The organism is Bifidobacterium subtile, from assembly GCF_000741775.1.
Taxonomy (GTDB): domain Bacteria; phylum Actinomycetota; class Actinomycetes; order Actinomycetales; family Bifidobacteriaceae; genus Bifidobacterium; species Bifidobacterium subtile.
In genome coordinates this window covers 25,347-46,403 of sequence record NZ_JGZR01000007.1, presented here as the reverse complement: position 1 = coordinate 46,403, position 21,057 = coordinate 25,347, and the positions used below count along the sequence as shown (strand labels likewise).

Annotated in this window: 16 protein-coding genes; 8 read left to right on the top strand and 8 right to left on the bottom strand. The window is 61.7% G+C overall.

Annotation, left to right across the window (positions count from 1 at the left end):
- Positions 1-604: 604 nt before the first annotated feature.
- The 6 genes from BISU_RS07200 (at position 605) to hypD (ending at position 11,072) form a co-directional block, all read left to right on the top strand.
- Entirely contained in the window at positions 605-3,772 is a 3,168-nt protein-coding gene (locus tag BISU_RS07200; protein WP_024464141.1) for a YhgE/Pip domain-containing protein, read from the top strand.
- Entirely contained in the window at positions 3,769-6,126 is a 2,358-nt protein-coding gene (locus tag BISU_RS07195; protein WP_024464142.1) for a YhgE/Pip domain-containing protein, read from the top strand. Before BISU_RS07200 ends, BISU_RS07195 begins: the two co-directional genes overlap by 4 nt.
- Positions 6,127-6,177: 51 nt before the next feature.
- Positions 6,178-7,092 (top strand): TetR/AcrR family transcriptional regulator, encoded by a 915-nt coding sequence (locus tag BISU_RS07190; RefSeq protein WP_161787736.1) that lies wholly within the window; start codon positions 6,178-6,180, stop codon positions 7,090-7,092.
- Positions 7,093-7,388: 296 nt separating this feature from the next.
- Positions 7,389-8,162, top strand: coding sequence for a radical SAM protein (locus tag BISU_RS07185; protein ID WP_024464144.1), 774 nt, complete (start codon positions 7,389-7,391; stop codon positions 8,160-8,162).
- 266 nt (positions 8,163-8,428) lie between these two features.
- Positions 8,429-8,683 carry a hypothetical protein gene (locus tag BISU_RS12805; RefSeq protein WP_152599121.1) on the top strand — a complete coding sequence of 85 codons (255 nt, stop codon included), beginning with the start codon at positions 8,429-8,431 and terminating at the stop codon, positions 8,681-8,683.
- Positions 8,583-11,072 (top strand): trans-4-hydroxy-L-proline dehydratase, encoded by a 2,490-nt coding sequence (hypD, locus tag BISU_RS07180; protein ID WP_024464145.1) that lies wholly within the window; start codon positions 8,583-8,585, stop codon positions 11,070-11,072. The genes BISU_RS12805 and hypD overlap by 101 nt, the downstream gene beginning before the upstream one ends.
- A 145-nt stretch (positions 11,073-11,217) precedes the next feature.
- Here hypD and BISU_RS07175 read toward each other — a convergent pair whose 3' ends face one another.
- Both BISU_RS07175 and BISU_RS07170 read right to left on the bottom strand, forming a co-directional pair.
- Complete coding sequence (locus BISU_RS07175; protein ID WP_024464146.1) at positions 11,218-12,387, bottom strand: proline racemase family protein; 1,170 nt, start codon at positions 12,385-12,387, stop codon at positions 11,218-11,220.
- Between the two features lie 135 nt (positions 12,388-12,522).
- Positions 12,523-13,101: a TetR/AcrR family transcriptional regulator gene (locus BISU_RS07170; protein WP_024464147.1), complete on the bottom strand. Its 579-nt coding sequence runs from the start codon at positions 13,099-13,101 to the stop codon at positions 12,523-12,525.
- A 211-nt stretch (positions 13,102-13,312) separates the two neighbouring features.
- Between BISU_RS07170 and BISU_RS13550 the strand changes: the two genes are divergently transcribed.
- Positions 13,313-13,519, top strand: a complete 207-nt coding sequence (locus BISU_RS13550) for a pentapeptide repeat-containing protein (RefSeq protein ID WP_081672781.1) — start codon at positions 13,313-13,315, stop codon at positions 13,517-13,519.
- Here BISU_RS13550 and prdB read toward each other — a convergent pair.
- The 4 genes from prdB to BISU_RS07150 all read right to left on the bottom strand — a co-directional run bounded on the left by prdB (position 13,434) and on the right by BISU_RS07150 (position 17,801).
- The gene (gene prdB / locus BISU_RS07165) at positions 13,434-14,162 is read right to left on the bottom strand and encodes a D-proline reductase (dithiol) protein PrdB (protein WP_024464148.1); all 729 of its coding nucleotides are present in this window, start codon (positions 14,160-14,162) and stop codon (positions 13,434-13,436) included. The two genes, BISU_RS13550 and prdB, sit on opposite strands and share 86 nt — an antisense overlap.
- 116 nt (positions 14,163-14,278) lie before the next feature.
- Positions 14,279-14,467 (bottom strand): CBO2463/CBO2479 domain-containing protein, encoded by a 189-nt coding sequence (locus BISU_RS07160; RefSeq protein WP_024464149.1) that lies wholly within the window; start codon positions 14,465-14,467, stop codon positions 14,279-14,281.
- Positions 14,468-14,545: 78 nt separating this feature from the next.
- Complete coding sequence (gene prdA, locus BISU_RS07155; RefSeq protein ID WP_024464150.1) at positions 14,546-16,372, bottom strand: D-proline reductase (dithiol) proprotein PrdA; 1,827 nt, start codon at positions 16,370-16,372, stop codon at positions 14,546-14,548.
- Between the two features lie 133 nt (positions 16,373-16,505).
- Positions 16,506-17,801, bottom strand: coding sequence for an NADH dehydrogenase (locus BISU_RS07150; protein WP_024464151.1), 1,296 nt, complete (start codon positions 17,799-17,801; stop codon positions 16,506-16,508).
- A gap of 692 nt (positions 17,802-18,493) precedes the next feature.
- On the opposite strand from BISU_RS07150, the gene BISU_RS07145 reads away from it, so the two are divergent.
- The gene (locus tag BISU_RS07145) at positions 18,494-18,862 is read left to right on the top strand and encodes a hypothetical protein (RefSeq protein WP_024464152.1); all 369 of its coding nucleotides are present in this window, start codon (positions 18,494-18,496) and stop codon (positions 18,860-18,862) included.
- A 253-nt stretch (positions 18,863-19,115) separates the two neighbouring features.
- Here the strand turns inward: BISU_RS07145 and BISU_RS07140 are convergent, their stop codons facing one another.
- The gene (locus BISU_RS07140) at positions 19,116-19,886 is read right to left on the bottom strand and encodes an amino acid ABC transporter ATP-binding protein (protein WP_024464153.1); all 771 of its coding nucleotides are present in this window, start codon (positions 19,884-19,886) and stop codon (positions 19,116-19,118) included.
- A gap of 110 nt (positions 19,887-19,996) precedes the next feature.
- Positions 19,997-20,860, bottom strand: coding sequence for a substrate-binding periplasmic protein (locus BISU_RS07135; protein WP_024464154.1), 864 nt, complete (start codon positions 20,858-20,860; stop codon positions 19,997-19,999).
- Positions 20,861-21,057: the final 197 nt, after the last annotated feature.

Sequence of the window (21,057 nt, the reverse complement as noted above, 5' to 3'; positions counted from 1 at the left end):
AGCAATCGCTCAGGCCCTCAGCGAACACGGCCGCGCTACCATCCACACGAATCGTTCTTGCAGGGCGCGACTCCTCTCACATGAGCCTATCTTCGTTATGTGAGGCGTTAACTTGACCTTACGGAGGTCTATCTGCGTTATGTGAGGCGCTAATCCTGTGGCATCCTAAGTATCGCTGGCCGAAAACGGCGGTTCCGCACCGTCCGATACTCGACGCTCCAGAAAATAGCGCCTCACACAACGCAGATAGACCTGGGCAGCACCCCAATAGCGCCACACATAAGCGAGATACATGCGCCGCAGCCGAACGATTCACGACTTCGGCCATTGCACCAGCCTCTTATTGAGCCGACAGCGTCATCTTTGTCGTAATTTGTCGAAAAGTTCCATTACGCTACTAGATTCGTAGCGCTACGTTATCCGTATCGTTATAGAATGACACAGTCAGCCAGCCGAATCGGCAACAGCCGCGGCTGACCAGACCGACCTTATAACCAAATCACGTGACCAGCCACCGCGCCACAACCACGCAACACGGCGTGCGCGACCCGCGCAACCGCCCCTAACACCCCCCAGCTCCCTACGAAAGGACCACGCACCCAGCATGAGCAATGCCTTCGCCATTTTCCGCCGTGACCTCATGCGGCTGCTGCGCGTGCCAGCGGCGTGGGTGATTCTATTCGGACTCGTATTTCTGCCGCCGCTGTATGCCTGGTTCAACATCATCGGGTTCTGGAATCCGTACGGCAACACGCACGGCATCCATGTAGCGGTGGCGAACGAGGATCAGGGCGCGGACAACGATGTGATGGGGCGCATCGAGCTTGGCGATCAGATCGTCAGCCAGCTCAAAACCGACAACACGCTCGGATGGCGCTTCGTGAGCCAGCCTGAGGCCATGCGCCAGGTTTATTCGGGCGACAGCTACGCGGCGATCATCATCCCGAAGGATTTCAGCAGGCAGATCAGCGACATCACGACAGGTGCAGCCACGGAGTCAGCCACAGCATCCGCCGCAAAGCCGGGATCGCAGGCGAAAACAGACTCACCGTCGAAAACAAAATCACGTGCGGCATCAACGCGCCCAACGCTCGAATACTACGTCAACGAGAAAAAGAACGGCATCGCGACGAAAATCACCGACACCGGCGCGAACACCGTCGACCGGCAAGTCAACGACGCCTTCGTGTCAGCGGTCAGCAAGGCCATATCCTCGGCGACGAACAATGCGGCCAGCGCCATCAACGCGCAGACCGACAGCACGACGAACCAGACGCTGCGCGACCTGCGCACCGCCAAACAGGACATAACCGACATCAGAGCCGTCATCGCTCATCTGCGCGCCACGCTCGCCGCAGCCCCGCAGCAGACCCAGAACGCACGCGCGGCACTGCAATCGGCCGACTCGGCGGGCAAACAGGCCGGAACCAGCCTGCAGAACGCGTCGAAACTCATCGGCGAAACGCAAAACAATGTCGGCGGATTGCTCGCCTCATCGTCCACAGGTCTCGATCAGAGTTCGTCGCTACTCGCGCAGGCCAGCGGGCAGACCAGTCTCACGGTTTCCTCGCTTGCCGCGCAGCTCACCCAGGCGAACGGCAAGGTCGCTTCGGCGCTTGACACCGCCACGACTCTGAACAAGAGCAATGCGCAGCTCATCGCCGATCTCAAGCAGCTGCAGAACGACTCGGGCGTGCAGGGCGCGGACGATATCATCGCCAAATTGCAGGAGCAGAACACGGCGCTGAGCAATTCCATCAAAGGCCTATCGCAGCTCAATACGGACACCGGCAATACCGTCACAAACACCGCCGACGCCTCGAAAAGCCTGGATGCCGCCACGCAGACCATGTTGAACGATTTCGGCAAGGCGCGCAGCAGTTTGGTATCCGGCACGCTGCCGAATCTAAACAATTCGCTGACCTCGCTGGCCGGCTCCGCCAACGATTTGGGAACGGGCTTAAGCACCCAAGGCGCACTGATCGCGCAGGCGAATGTGGTGCTCAATCAGCTCGATCAGGCGATCTCCACCGCCGACTCCTCGCTGGCAGATACGGACGCCGGGCTGGGCGGCCTTTCGACGCGGCTCGATACGCTGATTGTCGACCTCGGAACCCTCGACAGCTCGAATCTGCTCGCCGACGTACTCAATGATGCCGGACTCGGCGGCGCGAACGGCACGAACGCGCTCGACTCCAACGGCCGGCTCGACGCCGGCGCCATCGCCTCGTTCATGCTCTCCCCCACCCTGCTCGACACGCAGATCGTCTACCCGGTCAACTCCTACGGTTCAGGCATGGCCCCGCTGTTCACAAGCCTGTCGCTGTGGGTCGGGGCGTTCATGCTCGTGCTGCTTATCAAGCTCGAAGTCGACGACGAAGGTCTCGGCGAACGCAGGCCGACGCTGAATCAGCGCTACTGGGGCCGCTGGATGCTGCTGGCGCTGGTCGCCGCGATGCAAGGGCTGGTGACGGCAATCGGCAATCTCATCATCGGCGTGCAGAGCGTGAACCCCTTCGCCTTCGTCGTCACGAGCCTTATCACCTCGCTGGTGTACATAAGCATCGCATACGCGCTGTCGGTCTCGTTCATGCATATCGGCAAAGTGCTGTGGATCGTGCTCGTGATGGTGCAGATACCCGGTTCCTCGGGCATGTACCCGATCGAACTGCTGCCCGGATTCTTCCGGGCCATGAGCCCATTCCTCCCCTTCACGCACGCCGTCAACGCGCAGCGCGAGACGATCGGCGGCTTCTACGACGGGCATTGGGCGGCCGATATCTTCCGTCTGCTGCTGTTCGCCGTCGCGGCCTTCCTGCTCGGCTTGGTGGCTCGCCCGCATCTGATCACGCTCAACCGGCTTGCGGCGAAGGAAATCGCGCAAAGCGACATGATCGTGAGCGAGCCGGTGATGTCTCACGGCCGCGAATACCGGCTTTCGCAGGCCATCGGCGTGCTGGCCGACAAGGCCGAGTACCGCGCGATGATCGAGCGCAAGGCCGCCCGGTTCGCCGAGCTCTATCCTCGGCTTCGCCACGGCGCATTGGTCGCCGGGCTAGTGGTTCCTTTGGTGCTGGCTGTGACCTTCTCGCTGACCACCGGCACGAAACTCGTCGCGCTGGCCGCTTGGCTGATTTATTTGCTACTCATCGTGCAATTCCTGATGGCCATCGAACTCATGCGCGACAGCCTCGAACGCCAGCTGCGGCTGGGCACGCTCAGCAACGAGCGCGTGCGGGGCATCGTGCGCGAATACGCTGCGTCGAGGTGGCATTACGGGACGCATGCGCGGGGTGGTGGCACGGATGCAAGTGCTGGCACAGACGCACATCGCAGTGGACATACCGATACGGGCCACGATGATGTTGGCAGCGGCATTGGCAGCAGCGGCAGCGGCGACACAAGCGACTTTGCCGATACTGCTGACAACAGCGCTGGTCTTGTCGGCGATATCGCCACGGCTGCAATGCTCATTTCGGGCGAAGCGAATGGAATCGGCGCGGCTGACAGCGGCGGAAACAGCGGCAGCAGCAGCGACATCGAGCAAACCCAGCAACTGCCCGCGCTGCACGATGCCGCACCGCGCGATAACCGTCACAACGCCAAGCGCGACACCGACACTGCCGGCAGTGATGAAGCCGAAAATTCTGACAGCCACGGCGCCAATAGCCCAAGCAAAGTCAACCCAGCCGACACCACCAGCCCACATTTCGACCCGATCCACGACCCACACCACAACCCGACCTACGACGAAAGGGGGCACACGGCATGACCATGATATGGAAGTTGTTCGTCGACGACGTGCGCCACCTGCTCAGCACCGTCGTGACCATCGTGATCACCGTCGGGCTCGTAATGATTCCGGGCCTGTTCGCCTGGTTTAACATCGCGGCCAGCTGGGATCCCTTCGGCAACACGAAAAGCCTCAAAGTCGCCATCGCGAACACCGACGCGGGCTATTCGAGCGACAATCTGCCGATAACCGTGAACGTCGGTGACCAGGTCGTGAGCGAGCTGCGGACCAACACGGAGCTTGACTGGGCATTCACCAGCAAGGATGAGGCCATCAACGGCACGAAATCCGGCAAATACTACGCGGCGGTCATCATCCCGAAGGATTTCAGCGCCACCATGCTGACCTTCTTCTCGCCGGGCGCCAAGCATCCCAAACTCACCTATGTCACCAACGAGAAGCTCAACGCGGTCGCGCCGAAACTCACCGGGGAAGGCGCCGACCAGATCGCGGCCGAAGTCAATACGACCTTCTCAACGACGCTGACCGGCACGGCGCTGCGCCTCGCCAGAACCGTCATCAAGCAGCTTGACGAGCCGCAGGCCCAGCAGCGGCTCGGGAATTTCAGCGGCAATGTGACCGATCTCGCCAATCAGCTGAACGACACGGCCTCCATGCTGCACGCCTACCGCGCGATGCTCGATGCCTCGGGATCACTGCTCACCAGCTCCGACCAATTGCTTGCCGCCACCTCGAGCAGCGCCTCCAAGGCTGGCAGTCAGCTCAAAAAGGCTCGAAACTCGGTCGGTGATATTGGCTCGGCGCTGTCGGCGAGCGCGGCAACGCTATCCGGAGCCTTATCGGCCAGCGGCTCCAGCTTCAATGCGGTCAACGATTCCATCGACAAGACCTTTGCAAGCGCGCCGGCGAGCGCAAGCGACGTGTCAGCCGGACTGCGCCGGCAAGCCACAGCCGTGCAGCAGCAGCTCGACCAGTACGGCGCACTGCGCGGCGCCGTGCAGCAGCTCGCCGATGCGACGCCCGAATCCTCGCCGGCCCATGACCAGCTTGCACATGTTGCAGGCGGCCTGCAAACCACCATCGAGCAACTGACTATGCTGCGCGATTCACTGAATGACGCAGCCAACAATGTGGATGCCAAAGGCGCTGACGCCATCGAGCAGCGTAAGCAAATCAAGCAGTTGGCATCGCAAGCCTCTTCGACCATCGACAGCCTGAATGCCAATGTGGACGACACGCTCAAGCCGCAGATCGCCAGCATCGCCGCAAGCCTGAACGACGCGGCATCCACGCTGGACGCGAATTCCGGAGCGTTGCAGGGCGCGGTCGACTCGCTGCACAGCACCGCCACATCGGCCGATACCGACATGGACAGCATCAAGAAGGTGCTCGATTCGATGGCCGATCTGCTTACCGGCACGAGCAAGACGTTGTCCGAATTCAGTGGCAAGCTCAGCGCGGCCTTGTCTAGCGGCGACATGCAAGCCGTGCGGCGGCTGCTCAGCCAGGACCCCGCGACGCTGGCTTCGGCGCTGGCCGCCCCGGTGCAGCTGAAGCGCAAGGCCGTGTTCCCCGTGGAGAATTTCGGTACCGCGATGACGCCGTTCTACACCATTATTCCGCTGTGGGTGGGTGCGCTGCTTGCCGTGATGATGTTGAAAACCGGAGTGTCGCGCCAGCGGCAGCAGGCTTTGCTGGATGCTGCGCGTAGCGGCAACGGAGGTAAACGAGGCGAAGCACAGGACGGCGAAGATAGCAAATCAGGCAATAATAATGCAGCATATGACGCCGGGCATTCGAGCCACGCCAGCCGAGGCATGCACGCCGCCGCCCCCGGCACCGCAGCGGACGACGCGAAGGCGCAGCGGCTCAAGCCGCATCAGCTTTTCCTTGGCCATTTCGGCATTTTCGCGCTGATCGCGCTGGCGCAAAGCACCTTCTCCTGCGCCGGAACCTTGCTGTTCCTGCGCGTGCATGCCGCGCACCCATGGCTGTTCATGCTCTGCGGCTGGACGAGCTCCCTCGTGTTCATGTTCTTCATCTACACCCTGCTGGTGAGCTTCGGCAACATCGGCAAGGCGATAGTCGTCATCGTGCTCGTCATGCAGGTCTCCGGCACCGGCGGCGCATATCCGTTGCAGGTCGTGCCCGGATTCATTCAGAATCTGAGTCCTTTCCTGCCAGCCTTCCACGCAATCGAAGCCGTGCGTGCCGCCGTCGCGGGCATCTACATGAACGACCTGTTCCAACAGCTCGGCATCGTATTGATATATGCCGCCGCAATGTTGCCTGTCGGATTGCTGCTGCGCAAACCGCTGGTGCGCTTCAATCGTTGGGTCGAGCGGCAGACCGCCAGCACGAAGGTGCTGTGAGATATGCGCGTATTGCAATCTGAGAATTCAGAAGTCGAAGAGGGAGAGACCATGAAACGCAGCAATGACGCGGCGTTAGCCGGCGTAGTATTCACTCGCGCGGTATCTGCTCACACAGTCGCCACGCTACCCGACAGGTTAGCCGGCACAACGATGGACACGGCAGACCAGGCTGCCAAGACATCAGCCGATACGGCAGCAAGCGCAGCGTCCGGCATGGCATCAGCGGTTTCGGCACATGCAGCAGGCGGACCGACTACGGACGCTGCCGCCCCCGATGCTCCAACTGCCGGCAGACGCGGCAGGAGGATGCGCGCGGAAACCGATCGCAAAATACTGCAGGCATGTTTGCAGATCGCCATCACGCAGGGCATCGGTGCGGTCAGCATCGAGGAGGTGGCGAAACGCAGTGGCGTGGCCAAAACCACGATTTACCGCCGATACCGCAACGCTGAGGACATGCTTCGGCAAGTGCAGACCTTGGAATTCGGCCGCACCCCAGAGCTGGCGGAGCTCAGCGCCACACGCCCGAACCTGCAGCTCATGCTCGAACGCATCGTGCAGCATTTCAGCTCGCAGATCGGCATCGAAGCCGTCGGCATGGTGCTCTCCACACGCAACCGCTACTTCAACCGCATCGTCGAGCAGGCGATTCTCCCCGAACGCCGCCGCTTCGCCGATTTCCTGCATCGCGGCGAACGCGCCGGCGTGCTGCGAGGCGGACTTGACGCCGCATTCCTCTTCAACACCATCATCGGCTCGATGATCGCCAGCCAGGCGCTGTCGCTGCGCGGTGGCGAGGATGGCGAAAATGCGATGGCACAAGACTCGCTGCCCTCCGGCAATCGTCAACCTGCGGCGGCGGCAGCATTGCCGTCGTTGCCGTCGCCATCAGGCAACCAGTCGCACAACATCCAATGGGCCAAACGCATGGCCGACCTCATCTGGCCCGCCATCGCCGTTTAGCCGAGCAGCCGGGCAGCCGCCTCGCGAGACACGCCCGAGGCCCCATACACACGTCGGGCAATAGCGATTTTCGACCGTTGAAAATCCGCCAATCCTGAAAGCTATCGGCCGCCTTGCGCACCTTAACCCGGGCGTGTCGCATGGATTGGCGTGCCCGGCGACCATCCCCCGACCCGTCGAAATACTGCGGAAACATAACCATCATCTTGCACAAACAGAACGCATTCTAGAATGAAGGCGTTCTTAAGGCGCACGCCCAGAGACGACAAAGCCGGAACGCAGGAAGGAGGGGCCGCATGATACCGAATATCTTCAATATCCAGCACTTTTCGACGCATGACGGCCCCGGCATCCGCACGACGATCTTCTTCAAGGGCTGCCCGCTGCGCTGCGCATGGTGCCATAACCCCGAAAGCCAGCTGTTCACGCCCGAAATCATGGTGGACGAGAACGGCGTGCGCGAAGCGGTAGGCCGCGAGTATTCCGTTGACGAGCTGATCGAGGACGTCACGGCGGACGAGATGATCTACGACCAGTCGGGCGGCGGCGTCACGCTTTCGGGCGGCGAAGTGCTCTCCCAGGATCGCGGCTTCATCCTCGAACTCGTCCGCAGGCTTGCGGATCGGGAGATCAGCATCGGCATCGACACCTGCGGCGTGGCCCCCACGCGCATGGTCGAAGACATCTGCGATGACGCCGATTTCTTCCTCTACGACCTCAAATTCATCAGCAATGCGCTGCACAAGCAGCATACGGGCGGCTCGAACCACCTGGTGCTGCGCAATCTCGAAGTGCTTTCGCGCCGCCAGGCCCGCATCGTCCTGCGGCTGATCATGCTGCCGGGCATCAACATGGACAAGGACACCATCGAGCGCACCATGCTCTGGCTGCGCACCCACGACATCGCCATCGAGCAGATCGATCTGCTGCCCTACCACACCTACGGCATGAACAAATACGCCAAACTCGGCCGCGAAGTCGAGTATTTCGAAGTGCCGCAGGAGGATGAGCTCGCGGGCGTCAAAACCCAGATCGAGCGCTTCTACGACAACGTGACGATAGGAGGATGAGCCATATGCGCACAGCACCATTCGCCCGCAACCGCTCCAAAGGCCATCCGGGTGCCCGAAGCGGCGCGGAGACCATCAGCAGACGCTGAGACTCTCTTCTGTGCGCAGGCGTGCTGCTTGCCTCCGCCTGTGCACACCAATCGCCGGCCAGCCGCCTAGGTCAGTCGCAAGAGCTTCTATCGACTGTTGACTTTCACTGACCTCTGCATACGTTTTCTTATATTGGAAACCGTGACAACTGGCCGCATGCAGCATCGTTCTCATACATGGCATACGCAACATCGACAGCACAACATCACCGTTATGTCATCGCCGCCGCTATCGCCATTGTCACCACGCTGCATGCGCTTCAGCATTTCCATCAAACAATCGTCACCACGCGCCACATCGCAACTATAGAATTCACTAAACGAGGCAATCATGACCGCTACGCAAACAGCACCAGCACCATTCATCGCAACCAGAAAACCAAAGGAATCCAGCGCCGCATCCGTCACAACAGCCAGCACAGAACCCAGTGAATCCGGCCGCTACGAGCGTGGCTCCACCCCGCGCACCAAGCGGCTGCGGCAGCTGAGCGAATCCACGCATCCCTCAATCTCGCTGGAACGCGCGCTTATCGAAACCGAGGTCTATCAGCGCTACGAGGGCAAGGTTCCCGCGCCCGTCCTGCGCGGGCTGTTCTTCAAAACCCTGATGCAGCGGCGCACGCTGTACTTGGGCAACGACGAGCTGATCGTCGGCGAGAAGGGCGTCGGCCCGCAGTCCGCGCCGACCTTCCCCGAGCTGTGCTGCCACACCTTGACCGATTTCGACAATATGAACAATCGCGAACATGTTTCGTTCTCCGTCACCGCGCAGGATAAGGAGACGCAGCGCGACATCATCATCCCGTTCTGGTACGAGCGCGCGACCATGACGAAGATGCTCGCGAAGCTGCCCGAGCAGTGGCATCTGCTGTTCGACGGCGGCATGTTCACCGAATTCATGGCGCAGCGCGGTCCGGGCCACACCGTGGCCGACGGCAAGATCTACGGCAAGGGCTACTTGGACTTCATCGACGATATCGACGCACGCTTGAGCCAGCTCGATTTCAACAGTGATATGCAGGCCGGCGCCAAACGCGACGAGCTCGAAGGCATGCGGCTGGTGTGCGAAGGCATGCTGATTCTGGGCCAGCGCTACGCCGAACTGGCGCGCAGCACGGCTGCCGAATGCGCCGATGCCGACCCGCAACGCGCCACCGAACTGCTCGACATCGCAGCGGTGTGCGACGTGGTTCCCGCCCACGCGCCGCGCACCTTCCGCCAGGCGCTGCAGATGTACTGGTTCACGCATGTGGGCGTCACCAGCGAGATGAACAACTGGGACTCCTACTCCCCCGGCAAGCTCGACCAGCATCTCGAACCGTTCTACAAGGCCGAAATCACCAACGGCTCGCTCACCCGCGACGCCGCGCAGGAGCTGCTGGAATGCCTGTGGGTGAAGTTCAACAACCAGCCCGCGCCGCCGAAGGTCGGCATCACGCTCAAGGAATCCGCGACCTACACCGATTTCTGCAATATCAACACCGGCGCGTTGCGGCCCGACGGCACCAGCGGCGTATCGGAGGTCAGCTACCTGATTCTCGACACTATGGACGAGATGAAGCTGCTGCAGCCCAGCTCCAACGTGCAGATATCGCGCAAAAGCCCGGAGCACTTCCTGCACAAGGCCTGCGAGGTCTCGCGCAAGGGCTGGGGCCAGCCGGCGTTCTACAATTCCGAAGCCCTCATCCAGGAGCTGCTCACGATGGGCAAGTCGCTGGAAGACGCCCGCGAATCCGGCATCGCCTCAGGTTGCGTGGAGACGGGAACCGCCGGCAAGGAAGCCTACGTGCTCACCGGCTATCTCAATGTGCCGAAGGCGCTGGAACTGGTCATGACGCGCGGATACGACCATTACAGCGGCAAGCAAATCGGCATCGATGTGGGCGATCCGCGCGAATTCAGCGGTTACCAGCAGCTCTACGACGCCTTCGAACGCGAGCTGCGCTATGTGGTCGACGTCAAGGTGGCCGGCAACAACCTGATCGAGCGGCTGTTCATGGACACGATGCCCGTCCCGCTGCTGTCCGTGATCACCGACGACTGCATCGCCTCCGCGAGGGACTACAACTGCGGCGGCGCACGATACAACACCAGCTACATCCAATGCGTCGGCATCGCGACGGTCACCGACTCCTTGGCGGTGTTCAAAAAGCAGGTGTTCGATAGCGGCGCGGCGACCATGACCCAGGTGATTGACGCCTGCGAGGCCGACTTCGACGGCTACGACGAGCTGCACGAGCTGGCGTTCAATCAGACGCCGAAATACGGCAACGACGACGAGTACGCGGACGATATTCTGCGCAGCGTGGACCGCAGCCTGCAGAGTATCGTGGCCGGGCGGCCCACGCCGAAAGGCTCCAAGACGATCGTCGAATTCCTGCCCACGACCTGCCACGTGTACTTCGGCCAGACGATGATCGCCTCGCCGAACGGCCGCCACGCAGGCATTCCACTCCCCGACGGCATCTCGCCCGAAAAGGGCGCCGACCGCCGAGGCCCGACCGCGGTGATCCGCTCGGCCGCGAAGCTCAATCAGCTCAAAACCGGCGGCGCGCTGCTCAACCAGAAGTTCACGCCTTCGGTAGTGGCCGGCAAGAAGGGCATCCTCGGCATGTCCGCGCTGATTCGCACCTACTTCGCGATGGACGGCCACCATTTGCAGTTCAACGTGATCGATCGCGCCACGCTGCTCGACGCCCAGCTGCATCCGGAGGACTACACGGATCTCATCGTGCGCGTGGCCGGTTACAGCGACTACTTCAACAACCTCGACAAGGCCCTGCAGGACGAGATCATCGCCCGCACCGAGCAGGAACTGTAGGGCTGGGACTGTAGGAGGCGGGATTGTAGGAGCGGCACTGACTTGCGCCGCGAATGACACAACGTGGGTCTGCTCGCTCTTCATTGCGCGAGCAGACCCACGTTGCGTATGTGCCCCGATGAGTCCTCATGAAAAACCCAACCGCCTACACCAGGAAGCCTTCGGGGTAGATGTCGTCCTCGTCGAGGACGTAGGTGCTGACGCCGGTGGTGTAGGCCTTGCCGGTGATGCGCGGGATGACCGCGTCGTATTGGGCGACTGCGGTGCGCTTGACCGGCTCGCCGAGGAAGGTCGAGCCGGTGATCGAGGAGAACACGCCGCGTTCGCCGAAGTCGATGGCACCGGAGTCCACAAGCGTGGCCAGTTTCGCGCTGGTTCCCGTGCCGCAGGGCGAACGGTCGACCTGCAGCTCGCCGAACACCACGCCGTTGCGGTAATAATGCTGCTTGTTGGGCGAGACGCTGCCGAATTCGACCAGGTCCACGCCGGAGATGTCGACCAGCGGATGCTTCACCTCGCATTGCTCGCGCGCTGCAGCCAAGATCGCCATGCCCAGATCCGCCACTTTGCGCGAGTTCGCCAGCGTGATGTCCAGACCCAAGGCGTCCGCGTCGACCAGTGCGAAGAAGTTGCCGCCGAAGGCGATGGTCGTCCTGACCTCTGGCACGCCGGGCACATCGAGTTCCAAAGTCACATCGCGCAGCGCCACGAAGGAGGGCACGTTGGTCAGCGTCGCCCCGGTCACCTTGCCTTCGCGCACATGCACGCAGACGGTCACCAGCCCGGCCGGCGTATCGAGGCGCACATCGATGTCGTCGTTGCGAATCTCGGCGAACGAGTCGTATTTGCCGGTCACGAGGCCGGATTCAACCGCAAACGTGCCCACGCCTATCGACCCGTGGCCGCACATGTTCGAGAAGCCTTCGCTGTGCGAATACACGACGCCCAGATCGGCGTCCGGGCGCGTGGGCGGGAAGAGGAAGGCTCCGAACATATCGCGATGCCCGCGCGGCTCCAGCATGAGCAGCCGGCGAATCGAATCGCACTCCTCTTCGAAGCGGTTCCTCGTGGCGATGGCGTTCGCCTCGTGCAGCTCCGGCAGCCCGCCCACGACGATGCGCGTCGGCTCGCCCTGCGTATGCGATTCGACTGTGACGATGCGCGGCCGCCCCGCGAGCGACTTGTTCTCAAGCAGGGAGAGGGCCGCAGACCCCGTCGCGTTATAAAACGAGCCGCGCTGAACCGCTGCCGCGGATTGCACGGACGAAACGGGTACAACAGTTGAAACAGATGGAATGGTGCTTGTCGTCGTCATGGCTCCTCCTCAGGATGCCTCGGATGCCGGTTGCGCGTGCCGCCGACCGGCCAAAGCCAAACAAGGCCAAGGCAATGCGAACATGCGGGTGGCAGCGTCCAGGCGCCCACCCCGCAGCGAGGAGATAGCCCGGATTTACGGCTGTATCACAAATAAGTCGAGCACCCCGGCCACGATTCTGGTGGGTTCCCCGACGAGAGGCTGGGCGCCCTGGTACAGGCACCAGTCATAGAGCATGGAGCGCTCGGCCATCGCATAGAAGCGGACGATGTCGTGCACGGATGTCGAGCGGGTTATCTCGCCCTTGTCCTGCCCTTCCGCCACGAGCTTGCGGTGGATGGCGAAGTAGTACCGCTCCTGGTCCATCAGCGACCGGTCGCCGCGCGGGTTGAGCTGCGAGGCGAGCTGGGCCCGCAGCAGATCAACGGGCACGTTCTGCTCGATGAAGGTGAACAGCTGCACGTTCAGCGTCTTGATCTGCTCAACGATGCTGAGATCGGTCGACAGTTCCCCTTCAAGTTCGCGGTACTTGTCGTCGAGCACGTCGCTCAGCGTGCCCAACAGCATCGCCTTGCCCTGAAAATGGTGGTAGAACGTTCCCTTCGCTATGCCCGCACGTTCGATGATTTCATCCACCGTGGTTCTCTCGAAGCCCTTGGCTCGAAATAGCTCCCACGAGGCGTGGATGATATCCGCTCTTGCATCGCGCTGCATACATGGCTCCCACCAGTCGACATAAGTCCTTAAGCACTATAGCTCAGAAGGCGAATGGCGGAAGTTACCATATCCTGCCGCGCCTTGGTATCGTCCAAGACTGGCGAGGCTAGCGGGACACTGACAGAAGGCCGCTGACAACAGGCTAATGAGAGCTGGCGGCAGGGCTGGCTCTGCAGCGCAGCCCTGATCTCGGCCTTGCCGCCGGCACGTGGAAGAGAGCAACATCACACATTGCCGTCTCACCCATTGCCGCCTCGCACGATGCCGGTTCGCGCGATGCCGGTTCGCGCGATGCCGGCTCGCGCGTTGCGATCTCACGCATTGCGATCTCACACATTGTGGCGGTACTCGTACGGCAGCATCTTCAATTGCCCGAAGTGGTCGAAGCTCTCGACGGCGTCGAGCGTGTCCCTGAGGATGCCGGTCTGCATCTCCTTGTTGTTCGGCTCGCCGGCGTTCGACCCGATCGGCACATGCGGCGCTGTGATGCGCGGCGCACCTTGCTGCCGGGCGATTGGCGGAAGCGCGGCGATGAGGCAGGTGCTCATGCCCTGCGCCTCGCAGGCCCGCAGCACGATGGTCGCGGAACGATGGCATGTCCCGCAGCCGCCGGTGGCGAGCACGATGTCCGCGCCCTCGGCCTTCAGCTGCTTGGCGATCTCCGGGCCGGTTTCGTTGCGGAACTTATCGACGTTGCCGCCGCCTCCCATGAACCCGAAGAAGGTGTCGACCAGACCGCCGATAACGCCCTCGTCGCGCAGCTCGCGCAGGCGGTCGATGGGCAGCATGGCGTTGATGTCCTTGTTGATGTCCGAGTTGTCGAAGCCGCCGTGGGTGACCATCAGCTCGTCGCTCGGCGTATCGCTCGGTATTTCGCGGAAGGTGTAATCTCCGGCCGTGTTGAACGGCGTCTGCGTCTTCTTGTGGATGCCGCCGGAGGTGATGAAGGCGACGGTGCATTCGCTGAGCGGCTTGGTGATCGGCGTCCAGACGGGCGCGGGCGTGATGGGCACGAAGATCTCCGATCGAAGCCCTGGTGCGGTTGTCAGTGTTGGCATGATGCGCTCCTTACTACATTAATAGACGACTAATAGACGATTGATTGACGAAATTGATATGTCTGGAATTGGCAGACTTTGCAGGTGCCGTGTTGCGGACTGTAATACGGCTCGCATTACAGCACATTGACGTAGCTGAGGTAGAACTCGCATTCCTGCCCCAGCGCCAGCGGCTTGTCGGTGTAGATGCTGCGCAGAGGAAGGGACAGCACGCCCATGCGGCCGTTGACGCCGATGCGCACGCCGACTTCGGTGATCTCCTTGATGACGCCGTGCAGCAGCACGGGTCGCAGCTCGATGTTCATGCTGGCTTCCTCCTTGGTGGTTGGTGGTTGATATTGGGCAGTGAGCAGTTGGCAGTGAAAGAGGCGGCGACCAGCCGTTCAGACCAGCGCCTGATTGGCCTCGATCACGCTCTCGTCCCACTTGCGTTCCGGCGCGGCGATGGGGATGCCGGCCATCTTGGTCTTGAGCATGAGAATCGCGCGTTCGGCGTCATCCTCGGTGAGCGTGTTGTCGGCGAGGATCTCGTTCTCGAAGCCGCCCGGGTCCTTGTTCAGCTCGATCATGGCGTCCATGTATTTGTTGCCCACGACGAGCTGGCCCTGGTAGGCCGCGAAGGTGACGCCCACAACCGGCACGCCGCGCGAGCCGATGGCCGCGATGTTCTCCGAGAAGTCGATGTGGTTGTTGCCGAAGCCCTCGGTGGTGATGATCGCGCCGTCGACCTCCATCGCCTCGATCAGCGAGCCGAGCCGGCCTGAGACGAAGCTCTTCTCGTCGTTGACCTGCGGGGAGCCGATGAAGACCACGCCGGTCAGGTCCAGCTCCTCATCGGTCTGCAGCGCCTCGACCAGCGGCTCGCGGAAGAAGTGCCGCGTGATTTCCTTGGTGGCCGGCCCGATGCAGGCGAGCGCATGGATGCCGCCGTCGAGCACTTCGTTGGGGCTGAGCACGACCGGCACGTTGCCCATGTCGACGTTCTTCTCGCCGCCCTGCACGCCGCACGGCTCGGTCGGGACGAGCAGGTTGTCGTGCATCGCGCCCTGGCCCATGATCTCCTTGACCAGCACCACGCGCGGTCGGTCCTTGCGGCGCACGTCCTTGAAGGTCTCCTGCGCGATCGGAGTCTGCTCGGAAAGATCTTTGATCTGCTCGCGGATGGCGTGCACGATGGCGTCGCATGCGCTGTGCGCGGCGAAGGGGCCGCGGCGCTCCATACCAGTGCCCTGCTCGATCTGCACGTCCACGCGAATCATGATGTCGCCCTCGTCTGGGCAGCCGGGGCGGCCGTAGCGGATCTTCTCGTCTAGGAAGCCCTCGCAGGAGCCGAATTCATGAATTTGCACGCCGGCTTCGTCCATGCCGGTGAGCACGAAGACCGCGCCGGAGAGCACGTTGGTGACGCCCTCGCCCAGCGAGCCCTCGGCCTTGGCGGCGATGGGAATCACGTCCATAATCGTGTTGGAGTACACATGGCGATCCTCGGGCGCGATTACATCCATCGTGACTTTTTTGACCAGCGGATCGGCCTGTTCAGCGGCCTCGATCAGCGCGCCATCGATGCTCAGCACGCCGTCGGCGTAGGAGGTCGTCTGCCCGATGACGACGCTGGAAACGGGATAGTCCTTCTTGACCAGCGTGCGCATGACGCGCTCTTCGGGGGCGGGTTCGGATTCGGCAGCGTCCAGCGCATAGGCGGCGGCAGGCGTGGCAGTTGCGGTCTGCGCGATGTTTGCAGAGAGGCCCGCACCAGCCGGGAAGACGAGGTCAAGCCCTTCAGCCTTGTCGAGGTGCAGGTGGATGTATCCGCTCGGCGTATCAGCCGGAGCACCGGCAAGTGCGGCAAGTGGAGGAGCGGGTACAGCAGGCGTGGCAGGAACCACCGGCGTAGCGCCGGCAGAAACGGCATCGGCACTGGCCTCAGCCGATGCCTCCGGTTCGCTCGGCGCCGCTGTCGCGCTGCCTTCCACCAGATCGGCGGTCAGCTGCGTCAGCGCTTCGCCGTCGGACTTGAGCGTGCCGCCCAGTGCCTGGCCGATGGTGAGCCCGTCATCGTTCAGGGTCATGAGATTCGATTCGACCATATCGTCGAAGATCGTCGGGTCCTCGAAATCCTGCGCGCTCAGGACGGTTCCTGCCGGGCGTCGGCAGCACAGCACCGCCGGATCGGCCATATGGACCTCAAGCTCGTTGAGTGAGAGTGACATTCGTCTCTTCCTTTCTTAACACCACTGGCTACAAACTGACTGGATATTGGTTGCATATATTGGTTGCAAATATTGGTTGATTCTGGTTACAAAATCGCTGGATCACTGGTTGCGCAGGCGCTCACCGAGCAGGTCACCCGCGTGCCGTTACCGGCTCGGTTTTGCGGAAGGATCGCACCAGATGCTCGTCGCCCGCCCGCAGGTAGGCATCCGTGGCGTGGTGCACGCGCATGCCAAGCTTGGGAGCGATCTGCATGACCGTGTTGCTGCAGTCGGTGCAGTGGCCGATCAGCAAGCCGGTCGCTCCCTGCTTCTTCAAGGCCAAGACCGCCTGCGCCTGGCCCGGGCAGATGCCGGGATTGGCGCATTTGAGCCGCCCGTTGGGCAGCCGCACGGCGTTCTTGCACAATTCGATGCCGGCGAGGCTCGCGCCTTCGGCCGCGACGATGGACTTGAGCCGCTCATCGCTGGCCCCGCACGCGCATACGATGATGCCGACCGGGCCGGGATCCGGGATTTCCGGGCCGGCGATCATGATGCCGCCGCAGGTCGCGGTGATGGTGTCGTCCAGCTGCGCCGCATTGCCCATGTACGGGCCGCCGGTGAGCAGCTGCGCATCCGGCCCCGGCTCGGCAATGTTCAGAGCCGCAAGCACTTCGCGCAGGCTGATGCCGATTGGCACGTCATACACCACGATGCTGGTGTCGCGCTCGTAGCCGCTGCCGTCGATCAGGCCCGCCACCGTGATGTCCTTGGCGGTGACCGGCTTGCGATCCACCACGGCCTCATGCACGCGCAGCAGCGTTTCCACGTTGATGACCACTGCCCCGGCCTCGCCCGGAATCGACGTAGGCGCAATCAGCGTGCCGAGCACGTCGCGCACGATGGCGCGTTCATCGCCCGCGGGGTAACGATCCTGCAGAAAGAACACGGACAGGTCGAGGTTTCCCTGTGCTGTCTCAAGCGCCGAGTGCGTTGCTGACTGCACTGCGGTCTGCAACGCCGACTGCAACGAAGCAACAGCTGCGGCGTTCTTCGCCTTGATGGCCACGATTCCCTTGCTCGCTCCGACGATGCGCATGGCGATCATCAGCCCGGAAACGATGCGCTCGGCGTCGGTTTCGAGCCGCGCAATATTATGCGCCAGCAGTGGCTCGCACTCCGCCGCATTCGCGATGACGACCGAAGTGCCTTTGCCGAATTCGAGCTTTTTCCACGTGGGGAATCCCGCGCCGCCCATGCCAACCAGCCCAGCCTCACGGATAAGACTCAGCGCATCGGCCTGCGGGTCGTCAGGGATTAGCCGTGCGGCAGGAGCGGCATCGCTGCTGAGCGCAGCGGCGCTATCGTACGGCACTACGCTGCTGACGTACTGACTCTGCTGCGCGAAGAGACTCTCGGCCTTGACGATGCAATGCTTGCGAACCATGGCGTCCCCTTTCTTGGAATACGATTGCCGAATTCTGTTTTGTTCCGTGTTCTAGAATGCGTTCTAGTTATAAGATACGATCGCCGTGTTTCGCGGCTTATACTTTCGTGTTAAGACGACGTAACACGAAAGCATCGAAAGACTGGGTTATAAGGAACTGAACAACGAGTGCAGCCGCGGATTGATCCGCATGGTCTACGACCGCAATGTGTGGACTCGGCTGCAGTTTTGCCCACTTGCTACCAGTTTCCTTTGCCTGACCATACCCGTCAGGTGGCGCAGCGCCGTGCGCGAGGTGACATCCGCAGCCTGCGCAAGCTGGCTGCTGGCGATAGAGTCGTTCTGCCTGAGCAGCCGCACCACAATTTCTTCAAACTCGCTCCTCGCAGATTCCCGCTGCAGTGCCACTGCCGACGGCGCGTCTTCGACGCGGCCGGTCTCGGGAGCAGACCCCGTGATACACAGGGAACCCGGCTTCTACTTCCTTTCCTTCCACAGAGGTCGGACTTTATATAAAGAAGGACGCAACAGCTATAGCGCGTTGAGTTATCCACACTGTATTATCCACGACACGCCGGAGGCCTAAGCGTTCGACCACATAGCCCTGTTTCGCTTGCACGCCTGAGAACCCGGCCGATAGCGTAGGTAGCAGCAACCACCTATGCTTGGAGGCATACGAAAGGAACCTGGCCATGAACACGCTTATCATCAGTAGCATTCCCACTCTCGCGGCAATCCTCGCCATCGGCGCGGCACTGGCTAGGATTGTCCTGACCGGCAACCGAAGCCTTGCCAGGCGCATCGATGACACGAATATACGCATCGACAGCCTCGAAGACAATCTCGGCAAACGCATCGACGAGAACAGCAGCGAGATTCGAGCCCTGGATGCTAAATTCAGCGACGAGTTCATCGACATCAATCACCGTTTCGACGTTGTCAATCAGCGCTTCGACTCCGTCAATCGCCGCTTCGATGCCGTCAGCCAGCGCTTCGACTCTGTCAATCAGCGCATAGACAAGGTCCTGAACCTCGCCCAGAATCAGCCATCCGTGGCGTGACTTCGAACTGCCGACACGACCGAGATATCAGTCATTTTTTCAGGAACCTCAGTCATAAACAAACACCATGTTACGGTTGACAAGTAATTGCGGCGGAAGCCTTCGCGTGACACCTGGGAGGGTCCGATGCGTTGGACCCTCTTTTTCTTTCCATACCAGTCAACACACTGGTCTCTCATAACAACGCTGGAGGCCGACGTGACCTCTCGATTACGTCGGCCTCCAGCATCAAACCCTCAGCACCCCATAACGCTCAGTGTTCCACAACGCTGAGGAACTGCCTGGTGCGCTCCTTCGAGGGGTTCGACATGATCTCTTCCGGCACTCCTTCCTCAAGGATCGCGCCATCGGCCATCACGACCAGATGGCTGCCAACCGTGCGGGCGAAGTTCATCGCGTGAGTCACCACGACCATGGTCATGCCGCTTTCGGCCAGCTCGCGCATCACCTCAAGCACCTCATGCGCCAGCTCGGGGTCGAGGGCGGACGTCGGCTCGTCGAACAGCATGAGCTGCGGTTCCAACGCCAGCGCACGGGCGATCGCGACGCGCTGCTGCTGCCCGCCGGAGAGCTGCCCGGGATGCGAATCGGCCTTGTTCTTCAGCCCGACGCGGTCGAGCAGCGCCAGCGCCGACTCTCTGGCGGAGTCCTCGTCCTTGCCGAGCACATGGCGCTGCGGGAAGGTGATGTTCTGCAGCACGGTCATATGCGGGAAGAGGTTGAAGGACTGGAACACCATGCCGCATTTGCGGCGCAGCGCCATGAGGTCGGATTTGCCCAGCTTCTGGGAGAGGTCGAAGTAATGCCCGTCCATCAGCATATTGCCCGAATCAGGCTGCTCGATCAGGTTGATGCACCTGAGCAGCGTTGATTTTCCGGCTCCCGAAGGGCCGATGATGGAGCAGACTTCGCCGCGCGCGACGCGGAGCGAGACGCCGTGGAGTATCGTGTTGCCACCATAAGATTTCGTTATCGCGCCAAGCTCCAGCATGTAGTCGCTGGCTGGCTTCTGTTCTGCGGTCATCATTCTCCTTCGATTGTATTTGCCCGGCTGCGACGCGTATAGCGCGCCCCCGCGCCGCCCGACTACCATGCGAGGCAAGGCCGGGCGGCGGATTGCAGGCGTCGCTGACGTCAGTTCAACGGCACGACGTACTGCTTGTCGGCCACCTTGGCCAGCCCCTCGGACAGCCCTGCGTCGGTGATGAGCTTCTTGATGGAGCCATCGGCGCGCATCGACTTGATGCCATCGTTAAGCGCCTTGCCTAGCGAATCATTGCCCTTGGTGAAGGGGAAGGCCGCCTCTGGAGCCTGCACGGTGGAGCGCACGCGCTTGTCCGGATGCTCGTTGGCCAGCGCCACCTTGATCGAAGAGTCGGCCTTGAACTGCGGCACCTGCACGCCGTATGCGTCAATGGCCGCGTCGAGTCGCCCGGCATCGAAGTCGGCCTTCAGCTCCACCGAGCTCGGGTAGGTCTTGAGCTTGCCGCCCAGTATCGTGCGCAGGTCTTCGACCCACAGATACCCGTCGACCGTGCCGACCGAGCCGAGCTTTTCCAAACCGGCGATGGTGGTGACGTTCTTCGAGGCCTTCGCGGCGATGCCCAAGCCGTCCAGGTAGGTGGAGGCCGAGAAATCGACTGCCTGCTTGCGCTTCGCGGTCGCGTCGATGGTGCCGATCGCCACGTCGATGATGCCGCTGGAAATCGACTGCACCGCATCGGCGTAGGTGGCCTGCTGCCATACCGGCGTCAGATTGTTGTCCTTGGCAATCTTCTTGATGATTTCAACGTCGATGCCCTTGGGATCGCCGCCGTTATAGCTGGAGAAGGGGGGGATGTCGATGACGCCGACAGTGAGTTTGCCTGAGGCCACCGTAGTGACCGAGGAGTCGGAGCTGGAGCCTGACGACGATCCCCCGCAGGCCGACAAGGTCCCGAAGGACATGATTGCGGCGCAAGCGAGGGCGATTCCCTTGGCGATTCGAGAGTGGTTCATGGTGCACTTCTTTCTGTTTGCTGTGTGTTGCTTGCCGTCTGCATCGCCCATCGAGGCGGAATCGCGGGTTCCGCCACCATGGACTTATGCGTTGATATGCGTTAGATGATATGCGTTGATATGCGTTAGATGATATGCGTTATATGTCGGATGCTGTCGCAACCGAGCCCGCCCGCCTCCAAAGAGCGCCGCGGGCA